General features: G+C 42.0%; 17 protein-coding genes and 1 pseudogene. 11 read left to right on the top strand and 7 right to left on the bottom strand.

Going from position 1 to position 19,687, the window contains the following annotated elements; genetic code table 11:
* Positions 1-198 precede the first annotated feature (198 nt).
* The gene (locus tag RMY27_RS15960; RefSeq protein WP_322664772.1) at positions 199-1,380 is read left to right on the top strand and encodes an aldo/keto reductase; all 1,182 of its coding nucleotides are present in this window, start codon (positions 199-201) and stop codon (positions 1,378-1,380) included.
* Positions 1,381-1,550: 170 nt separating this feature from the next.
* Here RMY27_RS15960 and RMY27_RS15955 read toward each other — a convergent pair whose 3' ends face one another.
* A complete protein-coding gene (locus RMY27_RS15955; protein WP_322664770.1) occupies positions 1,551-2,879 on the bottom strand; it encodes a hemolysin family protein in 1,329 nt (442 codons plus the stop codon).
* 240 nt (positions 2,880-3,119) lie between these two features.
* Between RMY27_RS15955 and mfd the strand changes: the two genes are divergently transcribed.
* The 6 genes and pseudogenes from mfd to RMY27_RS15925 all read left to right on the top strand — a co-directional run bounded on the left by mfd (position 3,120) and on the right by RMY27_RS15925 (position 8,496).
* On the top strand, positions 3,120-6,725 hold the full coding sequence (gene mfd, locus RMY27_RS15950) for a transcription-repair coupling factor (protein WP_322664768.1): 3,606 nt from the start codon (positions 3,120-3,122) through the stop codon (positions 6,723-6,725).
* Positions 6,726-6,844: 119 nt separating this feature from the next.
* Positions 6,845-7,057 (top strand): hypothetical protein, encoded by a 213-nt coding sequence (locus RMY27_RS15945; protein WP_322664766.1) that lies wholly within the window; start codon positions 6,845-6,847, stop codon positions 7,055-7,057.
* Positions 7,054-7,317, top strand: a complete 264-nt coding sequence (locus tag RMY27_RS15940; protein WP_322664764.1) for a type II toxin-antitoxin system RelE/ParE family toxin — start codon at positions 7,054-7,056, stop codon at positions 7,315-7,317. The genes RMY27_RS15945 and RMY27_RS15940 overlap by 4 nt, the downstream gene beginning before the upstream one ends.
* Before the next feature lie 230 nt (positions 7,318-7,547).
* Positions 7,548-7,787: pseudogene (locus tag RMY27_RS15935) on the top strand (hypothetical protein).
* A complete protein-coding gene (locus tag RMY27_RS15930) occupies positions 7,784-7,981 on the top strand; it encodes a hypothetical protein (RefSeq protein WP_416212347.1) in 198 nt (65 codons plus the stop codon). The pseudogene RMY27_RS15935 and the gene RMY27_RS15930 overlap by 4 nt, the downstream one beginning before the upstream one ends.
* 131 nt (positions 7,982-8,112) lie before the next feature.
* Positions 8,113-8,496 carry a type II toxin-antitoxin system HicB family antitoxin gene (locus RMY27_RS15925; protein WP_322664762.1) on the top strand — a complete coding sequence of 128 codons (384 nt, stop codon included), beginning with the start codon at positions 8,113-8,115 and terminating at the stop codon, positions 8,494-8,496.
* A gap of 1 nt (position 8,497) precedes the next feature.
* On the opposite strand, the gene RMY27_RS15920 is transcribed toward RMY27_RS15925, so the two are convergent.
* The 3 genes from RMY27_RS15920 to RMY27_RS15910 form a co-directional block, all read right to left on the bottom strand.
* Positions 8,498-8,929 carry an NUDIX hydrolase gene (locus tag RMY27_RS15920; protein WP_322664759.1) on the bottom strand — a complete coding sequence of 144 codons (432 nt, stop codon included), beginning with the start codon at positions 8,927-8,929 and terminating at the stop codon, positions 8,498-8,500.
* An 8-nt stretch (positions 8,930-8,937) separates the two neighbouring features.
* Positions 8,938-9,390 (bottom strand): DUF3531 family protein, encoded by a 453-nt coding sequence (locus RMY27_RS15915; protein ID WP_109007653.1) that lies wholly within the window; start codon positions 9,388-9,390, stop codon positions 8,938-8,940.
* 74 nt (positions 9,391-9,464) lie between these two features.
* Entirely contained in the window at positions 9,465-10,421 is a 957-nt protein-coding gene (locus RMY27_RS15910) for a Sll0314/Alr1548 family TPR repeat-containing protein (protein WP_322664757.1), read from the bottom strand.
* A 398-nt stretch (positions 10,422-10,819) separates the two neighbouring features.
* Here RMY27_RS15910 and RMY27_RS15905 point away from each other — a divergent pair, with 398 nt between their 5' ends.
* Both RMY27_RS15905 and rsmG read left to right on the top strand, forming a co-directional pair.
* On the top strand, positions 10,820-11,494 hold the full coding sequence (locus RMY27_RS15905; RefSeq protein ID WP_322664755.1) for an energy-coupling factor ABC transporter ATP-binding protein: 675 nt from the start codon (positions 10,820-10,822) through the stop codon (positions 11,492-11,494).
* A 73-nt stretch (positions 11,495-11,567) separates the two neighbouring features.
* Positions 11,568-12,302 carry a 16S rRNA (guanine(527)-N(7))-methyltransferase RsmG gene (gene rsmG, locus RMY27_RS15900; protein ID WP_322664753.1) on the top strand — a complete coding sequence of 245 codons (735 nt, stop codon included), beginning with the start codon at positions 11,568-11,570 and terminating at the stop codon, positions 12,300-12,302.
* Positions 12,303-12,644: 342 nt separating this feature from the next.
* Here rsmG and RMY27_RS15895 read toward each other — a convergent pair whose 3' ends face one another.
* The 3 genes from RMY27_RS15895 to RMY27_RS15885 form a co-directional block, all read right to left on the bottom strand.
* The gene (locus RMY27_RS15895) at positions 12,645-13,412 is read right to left on the bottom strand and encodes a superoxide dismutase (protein WP_322664752.1); all 768 of its coding nucleotides are present in this window, start codon (positions 13,410-13,412) and stop codon (positions 12,645-12,647) included.
* Positions 13,413-13,522: 110 nt separating this feature from the next.
* Entirely contained in the window at positions 13,523-14,644 is a 1,122-nt protein-coding gene (locus RMY27_RS15890) for an ABC transporter ATP-binding protein (protein ID WP_322664751.1), read from the bottom strand.
* Positions 14,645-14,752: 108 nt separating this feature from the next.
* A complete protein-coding gene (locus RMY27_RS15885) occupies positions 14,753-15,472 on the bottom strand; it encodes a GUN4 domain-containing protein (RefSeq protein WP_322664750.1) in 720 nt (239 codons plus the stop codon).
* Between the two features lie 274 nt (positions 15,473-15,746).
* Between RMY27_RS15885 and RMY27_RS15880 the strand changes: the two genes are divergently transcribed.
* Both RMY27_RS15880 and RMY27_RS15875 read left to right on the top strand, forming a co-directional pair.
* Entirely contained in the window at positions 15,747-17,168 is a 1,422-nt protein-coding gene (locus RMY27_RS15880; RefSeq protein WP_322664749.1) for an NADP-dependent isocitrate dehydrogenase, read from the top strand.
* Positions 17,169-18,418: 1,250 nt separating this feature from the next.
* Positions 18,419-19,645: a nucleoside hydrolase gene (locus tag RMY27_RS15875; protein ID WP_322664748.1), complete on the top strand. Its 1,227-nt coding sequence runs from the start codon at positions 18,419-18,421 to the stop codon at positions 19,643-19,645.
* Positions 19,646-19,687: the final 42 nt, after the last annotated feature.

The raw sequence follows: 19,687 nt of genomic DNA, 5'->3' as shown, positions 1-19,687 counted from the left end.
TGGTAACTAGAGTGAGATAATTATTCTGTGGAACTGGAATATTGGTAAAAATCCAATAACCAAAAGACCTGACCGATTTAAGAATGCGATGAATATTGCTAGTGTCACAGATTGAACAGAGGGAATGATTGTGGCACTAATAGCTGGAATGACGATCGTTGTTAGATTTTAAGTTGGCAAGCAATCCACAATCCACTGATGCTATATAGAAGATTTGGGCGCACAGAATTACAGATGCCAGTGTTTTCCTGCGGTGGCATGAGATATCAGTTCAAATGGGAGGATGTTCCCAATCATGAAATTCCTGCTGATAACCAGGCGAATCTGGAAGCGACTATTAGAAAGGCAGTCGAAGTTGGAATTAATCATATTGAAACTGCCCGTGGTTATGGCACTTCTGAAATGCAATTGGGGAGAATATTACCCAAGTTTCCCCGCGAAAAGTTGATTGTTCAGACAAAAGTCAATCCAAAGGCAGATGCGAAAGAATTTCGGGAGACATTTGAACAATCCTTGAAAAATCTCCAACTAGATTATGTTGACCTTTTAGGGTTGCACGGTATCAATCATCCTGAGTCGTTAGATGACAGCATCCGTCCCGGCGGCTGTTTGGAAGTAGCGCAGCAGTTGCGAGCAGAGGGAAAAGTTAGATTTATTGGCTTTTCCACACACGGCTCGACAGATATGATTGTGCAGACAATTAATACCAATCAATTTGATTACGTGAACCTGCACTGGTACTACATTAATCAATGGAATTGGGCAGCAATCGAAGCAGCTAAACGCCACGATATGGGGGTATTTATTATTAGTCCATCTAATAAAGGAGGTTTGTTGTATGAGCCTCCCCAAAAATTAGTAAATCTTTGCGCTCCCTTGAGTCCAATGGTGTTTAATGATTTGTTTTGTTTGAGCCATCAAGAGGTACATACCCTGAGTTTGGGAGCAGCAAAACCACAAGATTTTGACGAACACCTGAAGACTTTAGAATTACTAGATCGAGCATCAGAAATTTTGCCGCCAATTTTAGCAAGATTGGAATCAGAAGCGATCGCTACTTTGGGAGAAGATTGGGTAAAATCCTGGGAAACAAATCTACCAACCTTTGACGAAACCCCTGGTGAGGTAAATATTCGGGTGATTTTGTGGCTGCGTAATTTAGCGATCGCTTACAACCTAGTAGACTACGCTAAAATGCGCTACAACCTGCTTGGCAATGGCGGCCACTGGTTCCCCGGCAACAAAGCTGACCGGCTAGATGAATTAGACTTGCGGCAATGTCTCGCTCGTCATCCCTACGCCGATAAAATCCCCCAACTTTTGGCACAAGCTCATCATTTGTTGGCGGGTGAAGAAGTAAAACGTCTATCTCGCACTTGATAAATTGCATAAATAGGGCATTGGCTATTATGGCGTATGGGAAATAGTAAACAATAATTATCAATGCCCAATGCCCTTTAGGAGTGATGAGTCATGAGTGCTGAGTGCTGAGTGGGAAATCTCACTTATATTTACTCAGAACTCGGAACTCGGAACTACTATGCCCAATCCTAATCAGCTTTTTTCGTATCTGCTGATTTAACGGCCTTCGGTACGACTAGCACCTTATCAACGCGATTACCATCCATATCCATCACTTCAATTCGCATACTTTGCCATTCAAAATGATCTGCTGCGGCAGGAATACGACCTAAATGGGTAATCACAAAACCGCCTAATGTTTGATAACTGCCGCGTTCCTCAGATTCCCACTCTTCCATCCCAAAAAGTTCCAAAAACTCCTCTACAGGCAACATCCCATCCAAAAGCCAGGAACCATCTTCGCGTTGTACAGCTTGTGGTTGATCCTGCCCATCCGTTGAAGGAACGTCACCCACGATTTCACTCATGATGTCGTTGAGAGTAACTAATCCTTGAATCACGCCGTATTCATCCACTACCAACGCCATGTGAGTGATAGTTTGCTTGAACAATTCCAAAACTTTCAAGCCACGGGTGCTTTCTGGCACAAATACGGGCTGTCGCAATCCGATCGTTAAATCTAGTGGTTCCCCTCGGAAACTCCTGGCTAATAAGTCGGTGACAGGGATAACACCCAGCACATTGTCAAGTCCCCCCTGACAAACTGGATATCGTGAATAAGCACTATCAACCATTTTTTGGCGATTTTCTTCGGGAGAGTCGTCTAAGTCTAGCCAAACGATATCGGGACGGGGTGTCATCAAGTAGCTGACAGGGCGATCGCCTAAACGAAAGACTCGCTCTACCATATCCTGTTCAGCTTCCTCAAAGGTTCCCGCCTCAGTGCCTTGCTCAATTAAGATTTTAATTTCTTCTTCGGTGACTTGCGGCTCAGTAGAAGCTGTAATTCCCAGCACTCGTAAGATCAAATCTGTCGAAGCACTTAATAAATATACCATTGGCGAAGCGATCGCCGATAAGGCACGCATTGGAATAGCTACAGTCGATGCAATTCTTTCTGGGTTGTTTAATGCCAGACGCTTTGGTACTAATTCGCCAACAATCAGTGACAAATAGGTAATGATCAAAACAACTATTCCAAAAGATATCGGTTCACTATAAGGTGCTAAAAAGGGTACAAGTCGCACATAGACTGCCAGTCGGTTGGCAATTGTTGCTCCTCCAAAAGCACCAGTTAGGATACCGATGAGGGAAATACCCACTTGAACGGTTGACAGGAAATGATTTGGAGACTCTGCTAATTTCAATGCTGCCATTGCCTTGGCATCCCCTTGATTAGCAAGCTGTTGTAACCTTACTTTCCGTGCCGAGACAATCGCCATCTCAGACATAGAAAACACGCCATTGGCAATAATTAGCACCAAAATGATTAAAATTTCAAAAGTGATGGAGGACATGTTTAAAATTGCCGCTTATCAGAGCAAACGTAGCTCAATCCTTAGTATGTAGTATTAAAGGTGCTTCGATAAATACTTTGACTATACACAAAGTAGTAGTTATAGTTCTTAAGTTTATTAGTCACTGTGCATTATTCTTCTACCGCAAGAATAAGAAAGCTGTTAACACTTTTAAAATAGTTGACATAAACTGCCTCAAGATTTGCTGATCCACAAAGACTCCCATCGCTAGTAGTACTTATGTCATTTTCTTCTATTGTGCGTGCCTTAGGCCGATCGCCGCTCACCACTGAATTTATTTCTAAGCTGAATCGACAACAAGAATTGCGGTTAAATGGCATTCCCAGGCTACCCAAGACTTTAGTGGCTTCAGCATTAGCGCAGTCTCAGGGCAAGGATTTGTTTGTGGTTTGCGCCACTCTGGAAGAAGCTGGACGCGTTTACGCACAACTGGAGGCAATGGGATGGCAAACAGTACATTTTTACCCCACCTCCGAGGCTTCTCCCTACGAACCTTTTGACCCGGAAACTGAGATGAGTTGGGGGCAAATGCAGGTATTGGCAGATTTGCTCAAGAGTCAAGAGTCATTGGTCATTAGTCAGTTGTCATTAGAAACGAACCAAGAACAAATGACAAAGGACATAGACGCGCCAGCGGCTTCCCGCAGGGTAGGACAAAGGACAAATTTAGCGATTGTGGCTACTCAAGGGGCGTTGCAACCTCATTTAACACCACCAGAAGCTTTTGGACAATTCTGTCTTACCCTAAAAAAAGGGATGGAATTAGACCTGAATAGTTTCAGTGAAAAAATAACTACTTTGGGGTATGAAAGAGTTCCTTTAGTGGAAATGGAGGGGCAATGGAGTCGGCGGGGCGATATTGTTGATGTGTTCCCGGTTTCCTCAGAATTTCCAGTCCGGTTGGAATGGTTTGGTGATGAAATCGAGCAAATGCGAGAATTTGACCCAGCAACCCAACGTTCCGCCCTCGATAAAGTTGACCAGTTAATTCTTACCCCCACAAGCTTTACTCCCATCGTGATGGCTGCACTGAAAAATAGTGCTGAGTTCCGAGTGCTGAGTGCTGAGTTAAATTCTGACTCAGCACGGGCTGAACGCCCCGCTACTGCTAACAGCACTCAAAACTCATCACTGATTGAAGGTAGTCGTCGCTTTTTGGGGTTAGCATTCGAGCAACCAGCATCTCTGCTAAACTACTTAGCAGAAAATACCTTGATTGCCATTGATGAGCCAGAACAGTGTCATGCTCATAGCGATCGCTGGGTAGAAAATGCCCAAGAACAATGGGGAATAGCGCATGGGGAAGAATCTACTCCCCTAAGATTGCCGAAAATTCATCGGTCGTTTGATGAGTGTTTGGCTGATGTTGCCAAATTTAAAACATTATATTTATCAGAACTCTCAGAGGAAAATAGTGGGATCAATCTTGCCAGCCGTCCTGTTCCAGTCACACCGCACCAATTTGCTAAACTAGCTGAAACCATCCGCCAAGAACGCGATCGCAATTTCTCAATCTGGCTGCTTTCTGCTCAACCTTCGCGTTCTGTCTCACTGTTGCAAGAACATGATTGTCCGGCTCAGTTTATCCCCAATCCCCGCGACTACCAAGCAATAGATAAGCTGCAAATCAACCATACTCCCATAGCCCTAAAATATTCTGGTCTTGCGGAATTAGAAGGTTTTATCTTGCCTACGTACCGAATAGTAATCGTTACAGATCGGGAATTTTTTGGGCAGCATTCTTTGGCGACTCCCGGCTATATCCGCAAGCGTCACAAAGCTACTTCTAAACAAGTCGATCCTAATAAGCTACGTCCAGGTGATTATGTAGTTCACAGAAATCATGGTGTTGGTAAATTTGTCAAGCTGGAAAGTTTGACGATTAATAACGAAACTCGTGATTATTTGGTAGTGCAGTATGCTGATGGGTTATTAAGAGTCGCAGCCGATCAAGTAGGTGCTTTATCCCGGTTCCGTGCCGCAGGTGATAAAGCACCGGAACTCAACAGGATGACTGGTAAAGCTTGGGAAAATACCAAGAATAAAGTCCGCAAAGCGATCAAAAAATTGGCGGTGGACTTGTTGAAACTGTATGCAGCCCGATCGCAACAACAAGGTTTTAGCTTTCCAAGTGATATGCCTTGGCAGGAAGAATTAGAAGATTCTTTCCCCTATCAACCCACAACGGATCAACTCAAAGCGGTACAAGATGTAAAACGCGACATGGAAAGCGATCGCCCAATGGATCGCTTAGTTTGTGGCGATGTCGGTTTCGGGAAGACGGAAGTGGCGATTCGTGCTGTTTTTAAAGCAGTCACCGCCGGTAAACAAGTGGCACTCCTTGCGCCAACGACTATTTTAACACAGCAGCATTACCATACACTCAAAGAACGTTTTGCACCTTACCCGGTAAATGTCGGTTTGCTCAACCGCTTTCGTTCTGCTGAAGAACGCCGCGATATTCAAAAGCGATTGGCAACGGGTGAATTAGATGTAGTAGTTGGTACACACCAACTTTTAGGTAAAGGCGTGACATTCCGGGATTTAGGACTTTTGGTAGTAGATGAGGAACAGCGATTTGGGGTGAATCAGAAAGAGAAAATTAAAAGCTTGAAAACTCAAGTGGACGTGCTTACCCTCTCCGCCACACCCATTCCCCGAACTTTGTATATGTCTTTGTCGGGAATTCGGGAAATGAGTTTGATTACCACACCACCCCCAACCAGACGACCAATTAAAACCCATCTATCACCAATAAATTCCGAAAGTATCCGCACTGCTATTCGTCAAGAATTAGACAGAGGTGGGCAGGTATTTTATGTAGTTCCACGGGTGGATGGAATTGAAGAGACAACAGCCAATTTACGAGAAGTGATACCGGGAGCTAGGTTTGCGATCGCTCACGGTCAAATGGATGAAAGCGAGTTAGAATCAACCATGCTCACTTTCAGTAATGGCGACGCAGATATCCTGGTTTGTACGACAATTATTGAATCTGGCTTAGATATTCCACGAGTCAACACCATTTTGATTGAAGATGCTCATCGATTTGGATTAGCACAGTTGTATCAATTACGCGGTCGTGTGGGACGTGCAGGTATCCAAGCTCATGCTTGGTTATTTTATCCCAAGCAACGGGCGTTATCTGATGCGGCTCGACAACGTTTACGAGCGATTCAGGAATTTACTCAGCTAGGTTCTGGGTATCAGCTAGCAATGCGTGATATGGAAATCAGAGGCGTGGGTAACTTGTTAGGTGCAGAACAATCCGGTCAAATGGATGCCATCGGTTTTGATTTATACATGGAAATGCTAGAAGAAGCAATTCGGGAAATCCGAGGACAAGAAATTCCGCAAGTGGAAGATACTCAGATTGACCTCAACCTGACGGCGTTTATCCCAGCAGATTATATCACCGATTTGGATCAAAAGATGAGTGCATACCGGGCGGTGGCTACAGCTAAATCTAAATCAGAATTAAAACAGATTGCAGCCGAGTGGAGTGATCGCTATGGTACTTTACCAGTCCCTGCAAATCAACTTTTGCGAGTCATGGAACTCAAACAGCTAGCGAAAAAAATTGGATTTAGCCGGATTAAACCAGAAAACAAGCAGCACGTCGTTTTAGAAACGCCGATGGAAGAACCCGCTTGGAATTTATTGGCGGCGAATTTACCAGACAATCTGAAGACGCGGTTTGTGTATTCTCCTGGGAAAGTCACGGTGCGCGGCTTAGGAGTTTTTAAAGCAGATCAACAATTGCAGAATTTGATTGATGCTTTTGGGAGAATGCAGGGTGCGATTCCAGAGGCAGCTGTTGTTTGATTGGGAGAAAAAGATTAGTCATCAAGTGAAAACATATCTCCAACTTACTGAGAAGTAGTTTAAAGTAAAATAAGTGTTCAAAGTATAGACAATCACGAGCAATTGAAAAGAGTGGAAACATGGAAACTACAACTAAAAGGCAAGCGTTAATCAAGGCTATTAATGAACAAATAGAACTGGCTTATGACGATACATTGCAAGAGATTTTATCACTGTTGAAAATCCGTAAACAGGAAGACGAGTCTGACGAAAGAGACTTTGAAGATGGATTAAAAGATATCGCAGAAAATGGCACTTTAACTTGGTCAGAACACCAGCAAAAAACTGCATGAGCTACCGAGTAGAAATTTCCAAAAGTGCATCTAAACAACTCAAAAAATTACCCGTAGATATTCAAGAAAGGCTAGAGAGCAAAATTCAACAATTAGCTATTGAACCTCGCCCTGATGGTGTAGGTAAATTAAAAAATGGTGAAAATCGTTATCGCATTAGAGTAGGCGATTATCGTATTTTGTATCATATTGATGATGATGTACTAGTCGTAACTGTTGTCAGAGTAGGGCATCGTAGAGAAGTTTATAAAGATGATTGAGGCATGAGCAGGCAAGAATTTCATACCCAGCCCTTTGAGTCTAGTTAGTAAAATTAAAGGAAATATCAACCCAACTTCAACTCATGATAAAAACTGTCGAAGGCATTTATCAGGATGGAGAAATTCACCTCACCCAGTTACCGCAAGATATTAGCGATCGCACCCTAAAAACCCCGACAGACTGCAAGCAGAGATAATTTATAGTATGACTCTCGTAAAGATTAACAGCTATGACAGAGCTACTTGAACAAGCGATCGCCAAACTCAAAAATTTGCCTGCCAATGAACAAGATGCGTAGGCGTAGCCCGCCGCAGGCATCGCGGCAATGATTTTGGCAGAACTAGAAGATGAACGCCGTTGGGATGAAGCTTTTGCCCGTTCTCCAGACATACTTGCTAAACTTGCAGCCGAGGCAATGGCTGAATACCGTGCAGGTAAAACCCAAGAGTTAGATCCAGATACATTGTGAAGTCACGTATAACCGCTCAGTTTCGTCAAGGGTTTGCTGATCTACCTGAGCAAGTTCAAGAGCAAACCCGTGAGGCATACCGTCTTTTCAAACAAGATCCGAGCCATCCAAGCTTACGCTTCAAAAAAGTTCAACAGAACTACCAATTTATTCAGCACGGATTAGCAAAAATTATCGAGCGGTTGGACAGTTAGATGGAGATACCGTTATTTGGTTTTGGCTTGGTTCATATGCAGAGTATAACAAGTTGCTTTCTCAGTTGTAGTGACACAGTGCGATCGCGTACAGCAAATAGTTGAACTATTAAATTTAGAAGAGTGGATTTATGAAGACACTGAACCAGAAGAACCAGGAGATTGAGAAGCCGTCCTTAGAATATTATTTAAATCTTCAGTACCCCATAACACTTTACCCCGATCCAGAGGAAGGATATGTAGCTCAAATTAAAGATTTACTTGGATGTATTACCCAAGGCGAAACCCTTGAAGAGACAATGGCAAATCTCAATGAAGCGCGGGAATTATGGATTGAGACAGCTTATGAAGCCGACGATAATATTCCCTTACCAAGTAGTAATGATAGCTATAGCGGTAAACTACTACTGCGGATGCCGAAATCTTTACATCGACGTTTAGCTGAGACTTCTGAACTGGAAGGCGTTAGTCTCAACCAGTATATTGTATCTTTGTTGAGTGCGATTTCTAGATGATTTATAAATATTCAAAAAATACTTCAGGTACTAATCTGAATTCCCCAGATTTCAAGCGAGAGATATCTATCCATAACGCTCTATGTTTATGATGTGGTGATTCGGAAAAAACTAAACTTTCCAGTTGATAAAATTTGGAATCAGCAAAGTCGCATTGATAAAGCTGAATAATTTCATGACCTTGCCTACCATTAAATGTAAACAGGTTCTCTATACAACCTAAATATTTAATATTCGTTAATTCTGCCTGAATTTCCTCTTGAAATTCCCGCTTTAAGGCGGCGTGGCTGGTTTCACCAAAATCAACACCACCGCCTAAAGCACGATAAAATGTTTCTTGTTTTACGGGGTCGTAACCTTCAGAAAGAAATATGCGATCGCCATTCCGAATTAGCCCCAAGGTTATTACCCGAATTTCGCCTGCTTTATTCATTTTGGTAACTAATTATCGTAAATAGATTGAGGACGGCTTTCGCTACCCTCAATAGGCCAATCTGGATTTTCGCCACCGATATACAATTCTTCAATAGTGACATATTCCTGACTTAGCTGGGTGAGGGCGTTGATTAAAATATCCAGAGCGATCGCATCACTAGTTCCTAAGTCAAACCAACAACGTCCCCACTGACCCTCATATTCAAACTCACCAATGTTGTGCATCAATGCTAATAGGCTTTTGTCATACCCTTGCTGATCATAATTCATGTAGCTGATATCGAGTCCTGTGTCTTGCACCTGAAGATTCTCTGCATTAAATGCACCCAATTTACCCAGATAAAACCAGGAATTGAAAACTTCTTCTACATACTGCTTTTCACGCGCCGAAGGATTTGTGCTAAATTTCAGCCAAATCCACACATCAAAAGGATTAATTTCGCGGAACTGAATCTCCATTTTGGTCTAGTATCTCAATTACTGTTCTGCAAATAAGCATATCAAAGTAGGGAGTGGGGAATGGGGAATGGGGACTAAGGATTCTTCAGGCTAACAGCACTGCTGCGTTCACGTTCAATTTGTTTGACTAAATCGCCTGGGAGCTGGGATTTTTTAGTCAATGCTTTGTCAAAATTAGCGATCGCTTCCTGGATTATCTGCTGGCTTTTTTCTTTTTGCCCCAGTTGTTTAAGGATTTGGGCTTTGAGATAATAAATTTCTGGATTATCTGATGTGGTTTTAATCGCTCGGTTGACATACTCTAGTGCCTGTGGATACCGTTTTAAATCTCGGTAGGCAAGAGCAATACCCCGATCTACTAGATATTGAGGAGCAGCATTTTCTTCTAACCGTCCAATTGCCTGATCTGGGCTAGCAAAAGGCAAATTAACCGCCAGTAATAAATCCATATAACCCTTGATTAAATTCAGTTCTGGATCGTTGGCGGAAATTGCTTCGGCTTTGTCTAAATATTCATAAACTTGTCGCAGCCGACCCAAGGCTTGGGGTACACCGTTGACTGTACCTTCACTGGTAATAACTACTGCACCTTCTAAAAAATGACCAACAGCAGTGTATAAATTCCCACGCAATGGATCGCTAGGAATCAGTTTTTGTCCTGTTTCTAGAGTTTTTTGACTGTAGGTACTTAGTTTAGCCCAATCCTTATTTCCGTATGCTAAAGATGCTTTCATAGCATAAGCTAAAGGTTCATTTGGCTCTTTGGATAGTGCTTGTTCCAGATAACGATCTGCTGCTGGATAGTTGCCTTGTTGGAAAATCGCTTTAAAAGCTGCTTCTGTTTGGTCGCCAATTTGATGAGGTTTGTTATTGCGAAACGGATCGCCAGCCAAAGAGGGATTTACCCAGACATTAAGTGCGATTGCCCAAGGGGCAACGCCAAAGGCGATCGCAGCTGCAAAAGCAGCCTGAGCAAAGGTAGTGAGTTGAGCAGACACTACTAATCGAGGCGAAGAAAAACTTTTAGTCATTTTAACCTCAGAATAATTGCGGTTGAAATAGTTGTATGTGTTACTTAGAATGCAAAAATGGTTAATTTCGACTTGCCTTTGCTTCAACCAAAATTTTTTTATATATTGGTAATCTTTCCATGTTTCCAGGCTTGCTCTAGCCATTATTTCAGGCTTAGTCTGCCACAATGGAGAAAAAGTGGATAATTCTTGCTGTTAAATTACAGCAGTTTTCATGTATTTGAACCATACCTGTCGTAGGGGCGCAAGGCCTTGCGCCCCTAACGTGTGGTCTATTTACCTGAAAATAGCTGTAAGGTGTTAATCCAGGTAATGCGCTATAAATTTTTTCCAGAATTTTCCAGACACTCTCAGTGTAGCTAATCAGTAATTTGCTGACTTTTTGGTAATCTTAACAAATGCTTTATCTCCGAAATGTAAATTATCATCCCACAGCGTGCCCAACAGCAATTCTCAAATCGATCAATTTAGAATTAGCACCACAGCAGCTAGGTCTGATTATTGGCCCGAGTGGTTCGGGTAAAAGTACCTTACTAGAAATTTTGTCGGGACTAGCCGAACCCACTACTGGCGCTCTCTTCTGGCGGGAACAAGAACTTATAGCCGAACAGCTACAACAATTAGCCGGGTTGGTATTTCAGTTTCCAGAGCGACACTTTTGTGGTGGTTCGATTTTAGAAGAATTGCGTTTAGGACATCCTGAGTTAGGGTCAGAAAGAGTCAGACAGTCCCTAAGTGAGGTGGGATTAGAGCATTTATCACTTTCTGCTGCTCCCCATGCTTTGAGTGGTGGTCAGCAACGACGTTTAGCTTTGGCAGTCCAATTAATTCGCCAGCCAAATTTACTGTTATTGGATGAACCCACAGCTGGTTTAGATTGGTCAATGCGTCGGCAACTAGTAAATTTATTAGCGAAACTCAAACAAGATTGGACATTGTTAATTGTGACACACGACGCTGGGGATCTGTTAGCGATCGCAGATCGTTGCTGGACACTCAACCACGGCGAACTAGAATCAGTAGACCCAAAGTCACTAGAATCCAAAGTTAAAGAACCTCTACCAACGGTGTGAGAGGAGAGCAGGGGGACAAGGAGACAAAGAGAATAACCATCCCCCATGACAAATGACAAATGACAAATGACAAATGACAAACTTATTGCCTGAAATGGCAGAAATCTGGCAGCAAACTCTTAATTGGCAACCAACTGTCCAACAGCAACCGCAATTTCAAAAGCTTTATGAGTTAATCCTAGAAGGTAATCGCCAACTAAATTTAACTCGGATCGTTGACTCCCAAGAGTTTTGGGAAAAACATCTCTGGGACTCTCTGCGAGGAATTGCACCCCTGTTATCAGCAAATTTCTCTCCTGCTTCCCCTACTATCATCGATATTGGTACAGGTGCAGGTTTTCCAGGCATTCCAGTGGCAATTACTGTACCTAATTGCACAATTACTCTTCTCGATTCCACTCGGAAAAAAATTACTTTTCTCGACAATATATTAACTGAACTTGCCCTTACCAATGCCAAAACTCTTGTTGGTAGGGCTGAAGAAATCGGTCAGCACCCTCAACATCGACTAGCTTATGATATTGCATTGATCCGTGCTGTCGGGGCAGTCTCTGTCTGTGCAGAATATACCCTACCACTGCTCAAACAGGGAGGTTTAGCTATAATTTACCGTGGTAATTGGACAGAGGATGAAACAATTGTTTTAAAGAATGCTGTGAAGCACTTGGGTGGTGTCATTGAGTCAATCGAAAAATTTACAACACCCCTGAGTCACAGCATCCGCCACTGTGTGTATTTGCGTAAGGTAGCCACCACTCCAGCTAATTTTCCTCGTGCTGTAGGTGTACCGACTCAAAAGCCTCTTTGAACCGCAAGTGCGAGAAGAAAGACAAAGTATTAGCTCTAATTCCCAAAAATATACCAAGTATCATTCAATACGGTTCGGTTAAAGGAGAAAGGGGAAGAAAAACCTTTGACCCTTAACCTTTAACCTTTTCCCCAAAGGTAATTCTGAGTTCAAAATGCTTATCCGAACCGTATTGAAGTATTATTACTCGGTCGCCAGACTGCAAAATCAGTTTTGCGATTTAAAGTAAATTATTTTCAAAAGATGAATAGTGATTAAATTATCACATCGAAAAACTGGCAACAGAAACAATATTCTGTTGCCAGTTTTTAAGCACCTATAACTCTAAATTTCTGTCTGGTTTCAGGCAAATTTACTTGCTGCTGCAAACCGCTTGTTAATCTCATCCCAATTAACCACGTTCCACCAAGCATCTAAATAATCAGCACGGCGATTTTGGTAATTGAGATAATATGCATGTTCCCATACATCATTACCGAGGATGGGATATTTACCTGCACTTAAGGGACTATCTTGATTAGCTGTAGTTGTCACTTCTAACTTGCCACCTTTATTACGTACTAGCCAAACCCAACCACTACCAAAACGACTAGCACCAGCTTCGTTAAACTGTTTTTTAAAAGCTGCAAAAGAGCCAAAACTTTGATTAATTGCAGAGGCGATATTTCCTGTGGGTTCTCCCCCACCTTTGGGCTTCATAATTTGCCAGAACATTGAATGGTTCACATGACCACCGCCATTATTGCGTACCGTTCTACGAATATCTTGTGGTACATTGTCAATTTTTTGCAACAGTTCTTCAACAGTTTTACCTTTGAGTTCTGGATGTTTCTCTAAGGCTGCATTCAAGTTTTTCACATAAGTTGCGTGGTGTTTGTCGTGGTGAAATTGCATCGTTTTGGCATCGATGTGTGGTTCCAGTGCTTCATAGGCGTAAGGTAGAGGCGGTAATTGGATAGCCCCTGTTGTATTTGGTGTTCTATTTGGTGTTGTGGCGGAAGTTGCAGTGTTTTCTTGAGGAAGTTTCTCTGCCGATGCACAAGCATCTAATGCAAAAGCACCCGCACCTGCTGTCAGTAAAAACAAGAAATGGCGTCGATTAATAGTCATATAAGTTTTTGCAGCTAATCCATTAAGTCTCTATTGCAGTTTTATTTTCTTAGATTCTGGCTACAAAAAATTGGAAATTAGCGATTATTTCTGGTAGTTTAAGAAACTCTTTATAAGATTCTATCCCCAGTTTTGGGATCAAATACAAATAACTGATTTAAATCGAGTTGTAGATAAAGGCGATCGCCTGGACGAAGACGCACATCACCGCTTTCCTGAATATTCAACACCATCGCCGAACCAGGTAAACCAGCACGAATCAAAGTTTCCCTTCCCAAAGGTTCTACAACTTTCACTTCAACTGATAATAATGCTGAGTTTTGAGTACTGTTAGCGATAGGGTGGCGTTCAGACGGTTCTAAGTCAGTGTTTATTTTTATATGCTCTGGACGAATCCCCAAATCATAACTGTATCCCTGACGTAACTGTAATTTTCCTTTTACGTCTGCTGGAATTGCTAATAACTGCCCACTCACATCAAAACTGTTATTTTCATAGATTGCAGGCAAAATATTCATTGGTGGACTGCCTAAAAAAGTTGCCACCATCTGATTAGCAGGACTTGCATAAATAGTTTGGGGATCGCCAATTTGTTGAATCCTCCCACGATTTAGCACAACAATTTTATCAGCCAGAGTCATTGCTTCGACTTGATCATGAGTGACGTAAATTGTTGTAATCCCTAATTCTTGATGTAGCTGTTTCAATTCTGCCCTTGTATCATCGCGCAATTGGGCATCTAAATTAGATAAAGGTTCATCAAGTAAAAACACTTGGGGTTCACGAGCGATCGCTCTTCCTAATGCTACCCTTTGTTGCTGTCCCCCGGAAAGTTGTTTGGGTTTACGATCTAGCAGGTGATCGAGAGAAAGCGATCGCGCCACATTCATCACTCGTTCTTGAATAATTTTCCGGTCAACCTTTCGCATTTGCAACCCAAAGCCGATGTTTTCCGCCACACTCATGTGAGGATAGAGAGCGTAGTTTTGGAACACCATTGCTACATCCCGTTGTCTGGCTGGGATATTATTCACCAAGCGATCGCCAATAAAAAGTTTGCCAGATGTAGCGGTTTCTAAACCAGCGATCGTTCGCAAAATTGTAGATTTACCACAACCCGATGGCCCAACTAAAACCCAAAACTCGCCATCAGGAATTTCAAAGGTAATATCCTCAATAGCGGTGACATTATTGAATCTACGCTTAATATCTTCTAGACGAACGTTTGCCATTAATTTGATTAAAGTTAATAGTTAGGAGTTAGGAGTTAGGAATTTTAAGTTTTGAGTTTTGAGTTTTAAATTAAAAACCTCTTCAACTCATAACTAATAACTTCTAACTCATAACTGTGTCCAAGCTGGGTGAGAGAGTAAAGAAGCAAAGACTCGTACTCCCCGAAGTTGATTTGAGAGGGGTAAGTGACCTCTAGGCGCACTCAAATCCCAGGTAAACCCGTTAGGATATCGCGTCCAGTTATTACCTTCTTTCCAGCCAATTTTCGGCCAGAAATTCTCCCAGTTTTTACCCAAACTTAACCAGATTTCTCGCTGCACTGAAAAACCAAATTTACCTTCGGAGTGGACTAACCAGAGGTTGTTAATGGTTTGCAAGTCAACAGCTGAGGTATTTTCTACCTCAGTAAAGTACAACCATTTTCGTTGTACAGCCGTTGGCCCTGATAGTTCACACATTTTTTCGATGGTGACGCGATCGGCTGCTTGGAAGTCTTGAACAGCTAGTAGCTGTTGCAAAGAATTGTAATTAATCCCGCACTCTGATTTTAGAGGTACAATTCCTTCAGGAAAACAGGAGCGCAAAAATTCTTTGGCTTGAGGTGCATCAGAACTGTAAAGGACTTGGTAAGCTTTGCCATCAATCCAAGTCGCTGGGTTTTCACGTCGTTTCAGTAAAAATTCCATCAACATGTCTAATCCCTCATTACCCAACTCAGCTAACTGTGGGATTATCTGTTGTTGGACTTTTTCAGACCCAGCGATTAACGGTTGTCGGAGGGAGTCGATGTCATTTGCAGGGCCTGATAAAATCATTGGGTCTGTCATGCCATTCTTGTGTTAACGGTCAGTGAAAGAGCGGTAAGCTATCGGGCATTTTCTAAAGTGAAACACTGATAGCGAAAAGTAGTTTACTATTTTTGATCGTACAAAATTGCGATCGCTTCACTGAATCCCACACTTAATCCCCAAATAATGTACAAGGGGAATAGGGGGAAAATCTGTGCCTTATGGCTTGGTGAACAAAAGACATAGCACAATATACAAGCCTGCCACATAAGGTTTTTTGAATAGCAGCGTATCGATTAGGAGTGTGTGAACTATGTACGACAAGATTACCCCCCCCGCAACCGGAGCAAAAATCACCTTCAAAAATGGTGAACCAATCGTACCGGACAATCCAATTATCCCCTTTATTCGTGGCGATGGTACAGGTATAGACATCTGGCCTGCTACCCAAAAGGTGCTAGATGCTGCGGTAGCCAAAGCATATAAGGGTCAGCGTCAAATTAGTTGGTTCAAGGTTTACGCTGGGGATGAAGCTTGTGATTTATACGGAACATATCAATATTTACCTCAAGACACTCTGACAGCAATTGAAGAATATGGTGTAGCTATTAAAGGGCCTTTGACTACTCCCGTTGGGGGGGGAATTCGTTCTTTAAATGTAGCGCTGCGACAAATTTTTGACTTGTATGCCTGCGTGCGTCCTTGCCGTTACTATGCAGGTACACCCTCACCCCACAAAAACCCCGAAAAGCTGGATGTAATTGTTTATCGGGAGAATACGGAAGATATTTATTTAGGCATTGAGTGGCGACAAGGTAGCGAAATTGGCGATCGCTTAATTAAAATTCTCAATGAAGAACTGATCCCCGCCACCCCAGAACACGGAAAAAAACGCATTCCTCTTGATTCTGGAATTGGGATCAAACCCATCAGCAAAACTGGTTCTCAGCGTCTAGTTAGACGTGCCATCAAACACGCTTTGCTATTGCCCAAACACAAGCAACAAGTGACTCTGGTGCATAAGGGCAACATTATGAAATACACCGAAGGCGCTTTCCGCGATTGGGGTTATGAATTAGCGACTAGTGAGTTTCGCCAAGAAACTGTCACTGAACGGGAATCTTGGATTTTGAGTAACAAGGAAAAAAATCCGAATATTTCCTTGGAAGAAAACGCCCGCGAGATCGATCCTGGGTTTGATAGTCTCACCGATGAGAAGAAAGCGCAAATTGTCAAGGAAGTTGAAACTGTTCTTAACACCATTTGGGCAACCCACGGCGATGGCAAATGGAAAGAGAAAGTTTTGGTGAATGACCGAATTGCTGACAGTATTTTTCAACAAATCCAAACCAGACCGGATGAGTATTCGATTCTGGCGACAATGAACTTGAACGGCGATTACTTGTCTGATGCCGCCGCCGCCATTGTTGGGGGATTAGGAATGGGGCCAGGGGCAAATATTGGTGATTCTAGTGCCATATTTGAAGCTACTCATGGCACTGCACCCAAACACGCCGGATTGGATCGGATTAATCCTGGTTCAGTGATTTTGTCTGGTGTGATGATGCTGGAATTTCTAGGTTGGCAAGAAGCCGCAGACCTAATTAAGAAAGGTTTAAGCAATGCGATCGCAAATAGTCAAGTGACTTACGATTTAGCCCGGTTGCTAGAACCACCAGTTGAACCCTTAAAATGTTCTGAATTTGCTGAGGCAATTATTCAGCATTTTGGTTAAGTCTACTAGGGTTAATTAGTCACAAGTCGAATTACCCCACCCTAACCCTCCCCTTGCAAAGGGGAGGGAACCGGATTTTTCTTGTTTCCCCCCAATACATCGGGGGGACTAAGGGGGGTAATTCGACTTGTGTGTACACCGTAGCCTTTACAAGGGGGGATTAAGGGGGGTAATTTGACTTTGGCATTTTATTTGCAAACAATACCAAAATGAGAAATAAAACTGGGGTTTGAGTAAGTCAAAGCTTATTTTGAGAAAGCAAAAGCTGATTTTACTTGCGGAAAACACCAAAATGAGTAAGTCAAAGCTTATTTTGAGTAAGCAAAAGCTGATTTTACTTGCGGAAAACACCAAAATGAGTAAGTAAACTGGGGTTTGAGAAAGCAAAAGCTTATTTTACTTGCGGAAAACACCAAAATGAGAAAGCAAACTGGGGTTTGAGAAAGTCAAAGCTTCTTTTGAGAAAGTAATTGCGGATTTTGCTTATTGAATTTAGTCCAAATATGAAGTTTAGATAAAATTATTGAAAAAATTGCTGAGAAATTTTGAACCGTCAGATTTTAAAGTAGTCAAAAAACAAAATCTCCGGCTTTTCTAAAAAGTCGGAGATTTTTTTGGGGCAATCCCCTATAAAGTTTCCGTTATTCGCCTTTAAAGCGATTGGTAGAGTTATCGAAAACTCGGCGCAAGTTCTTCATTAATTCGGATTTAACCTAATCGGTTTCAAAAGCAAGCTACGCACAGCCTCTTGTAGAGAGGAACAAGCGTCTGGGGATTTAGACCCCAAGACTCTCACAAGCTTATGTCTTGGGGATGGGGTGTTAAATCCTTTAATTTACAATAACCTTTTTAAATTTATTAAGAGAATAATAAAATTTACAGTTGTAAATTAAAGCGGTTTTTGTGTAGAACAATTACAGCTTGATTTTAATTTCTGAATATGCTCTAATTTTAGCAAAGCTTCATCTAAAATTATTTGAGATTTTGGAATTAAGCAACAATTAGGTGCAAATTCTCTAAAACTGGCAGTTACGGAATAAAAGTCAGATTTGAATTTTATTGTAAGCAGTAAAAATAGTTAAATAATAAAACTTCCCTAAATTTGATGTAGCGATCGCTCTACTACAATCTTTTTTTCCTTAATGATTAAGTTGTTTAAGAAACCAATAACATGAGAACGCTATTGGAAGAGCAATTTTTTTAGGCCAATTCTCAAACTCAAGTTTGAATCAAAATAGAACTAAAGTTTCATGAAAAAAAAGTATTTTTTCAAAAGCCATCTTTGTTATTCACTTCTCTCTTCTCTACCACTACTATTAGCATTGCCAATTGCTTTTGGTAGTCAACCTGCTTTTGGTAGTACCTTGAATCGTACACCGATAATTTTGGATGATGATGGTAGTCAGGATGGCATGAATGCTTGGGCGTACATATTGCAAAATCCTAAGTTCGAGGTCAAAGCTATGACCATAAGTCAGGGATTAGCCCGCCCTCAAATATTTGGCAATAATCTCATGCGGATGCTGGCAGGACTGGGAATAACTGGGATACCTGTTGCTGTTGGTAGGGAAACACCCTTGTCAGGGAATAATACTTTCCCGGATGCATTTCGAGCAGATACAGATACATTTTGGGCTCCTTTTACCAACCTGCCAGATCAAGCCCTTGAAACTGTTGATCAAAGAAGTGCAGCTCAACTGCTTGTAGACACAATAAATCAGTCGCCAGAACCAGTCGAGATTTTAATGACTGGTTCTGCGACAAACATAGCAGATGCACTGACAATCGACCCAAGTATCGCTAAAAAGATTTCGCGCCTGGAAATTATGGGCGGTGCAGTCTTTGTTCCAGGAAATCTCAGAGAACATCTTGACCCGATATTGAAACAAAACCTAGTTTCTGAGTTTAATATCTGGATTGATCCGGTAGCAGCACAAAAGGTCTTTTCCGCAGGATTGCCAATATCTCTAACTCCATTGGATGCAACTAACCAAATTGGGTTTACTCGAGCAGACCAAGCAGCATGGAAAGCAACTGGAACTCCTGAGAGCATTCTGGCATCACAATTATTGGACTATGCTCTGACAAATATTTCTGGAAATGACCCGTTGATTCCTAACCCAGCTTGGGATTTAGTTGCAGCTATTAACCTCAGCGAACCATCATTTTGTCAACCTACACCGTTACACATAGAAGTAAATATCGATGGAAAACCAGAGGTCAACCAGGGTCAAACTCTTGCTATTCCCAATCAACCACCAAATACTAATGTTTGCTTAAATCCTAGTTTGGCCAATTTGCCATTTAGCAGCCAAGAGTTATTCTCAAATAAGGCTAAACCGCACCCTGTGCCAGAAGCTAATTCCGGGCTAGGGTTGTTGGCTGCTGCGGCAAGTGCTGTTTTGTTGCGAAAGCGTTCAAATAGGCAAACTGCCAAGAAACTTCGCAAGGGTTTTCATTTGGAAACTATTTCTTAAAGCTTAAATATACACAAGTCCTAAAAACCTAGCTTGATAAAA

The organism is Nostoc sp. DedQUE09 (genome assembly GCF_034530915.1).
Lineage (GTDB): Bacteria > Cyanobacteriota > Cyanobacteriia > Cyanobacteriales > Nostocaceae > Nostoc.
This window is presented reverse-complemented; position numbering and strand designations above follow the sequence as displayed.

Bases quoted from the DNA above. Each gene is read 5' to 3' on its own strand.
- rsmG (WP_322664753.1), top strand. From the start codon at position 11,568: ATGACAAACTTATTGCCTGAAATGGCAGAAATCTGGCAGCAAACTCTT.
- RMY27_RS15890 (WP_322664751.1), bottom strand. From the start codon at position 14,644: ATGGCAAACGTTCGTCTAGAAGATATTAAGCGTAGATTCAATAATGTC.
- RMY27_RS15925 (WP_322664762.1), top strand. From the start codon at position 8,113: ATGAAGACACTGAACCAGAAGAACCAGGAGATTGAGAAGCCGTCCTTA.
- RMY27_RS15920 (WP_322664759.1), bottom strand. From the start codon at position 8,929: ATGAATAAAGCAGGCGAAATTCGGGTAATAACCTTGGGGCTAATTCGG.
- RMY27_RS15960 (WP_322664772.1), top strand. From the start codon at position 199: ATGCTATATAGAAGATTTGGGCGCACAGAATTACAGATGCCAGTGTTT.
- RMY27_RS15880 (WP_322664749.1), top strand. From the start codon at position 15,747: ATGTACGACAAGATTACCCCCCCCGCAACCGGAGCAAAAATCACCTTC.
- RMY27_RS15915 (WP_109007653.1), bottom strand. From the start codon at position 9,390: ATGGAGATTCAGTTCCGCGAAATTAATCCTTTTGATGTGTGGATTTGG.
- RMY27_RS15940 (WP_322664764.1), top strand. From the start codon at position 7,054: ATGAGCTACCGAGTAGAAATTTCCAAAAGTGCATCTAAACAACTCAAA.
- RMY27_RS15885 (WP_322664750.1), bottom strand. From the start codon at position 15,472: ATGACAGACCCAATGATTTTATCAGGCCCTGCAAATGACATCGACTCC.
- mfd (WP_322664768.1), top strand. From the start codon at position 3,120: ATGTCATTTTCTTCTATTGTGCGTGCCTTAGGCCGATCGCCGCTCACC.
- RMY27_RS15905 (WP_322664755.1), top strand. From the start codon at position 10,820: ATGCTTTATCTCCGAAATGTAAATTATCATCCCACAGCGTGCCCAACA.
- RMY27_RS15955 (WP_322664770.1), bottom strand. From the start codon at position 2,879: ATGTCCTCCATCACTTTTGAAATTTTAATCATTTTGGTGCTAATTATT.
- RMY27_RS15895 (WP_322664752.1), bottom strand. From the start codon at position 13,412: ATGACTATTAATCGACGCCATTTCTTGTTTTTACTGACAGCAGGTGCG.
- RMY27_RS15875 (WP_322664748.1), top strand. From the start codon at position 18,419: ATGAAAAAAAAGTATTTTTTCAAAAGCCATCTTTGTTATTCACTTCTC.
- RMY27_RS15910 (WP_322664757.1), bottom strand. From the start codon at position 10,421: ATGACTAAAAGTTTTTCTTCGCCTCGATTAGTAGTGTCTGCTCAACTC.
- RMY27_RS15945 (WP_322664766.1), top strand. From the start codon at position 6,845: ATGGAAACTACAACTAAAAGGCAAGCGTTAATCAAGGCTATTAATGAA.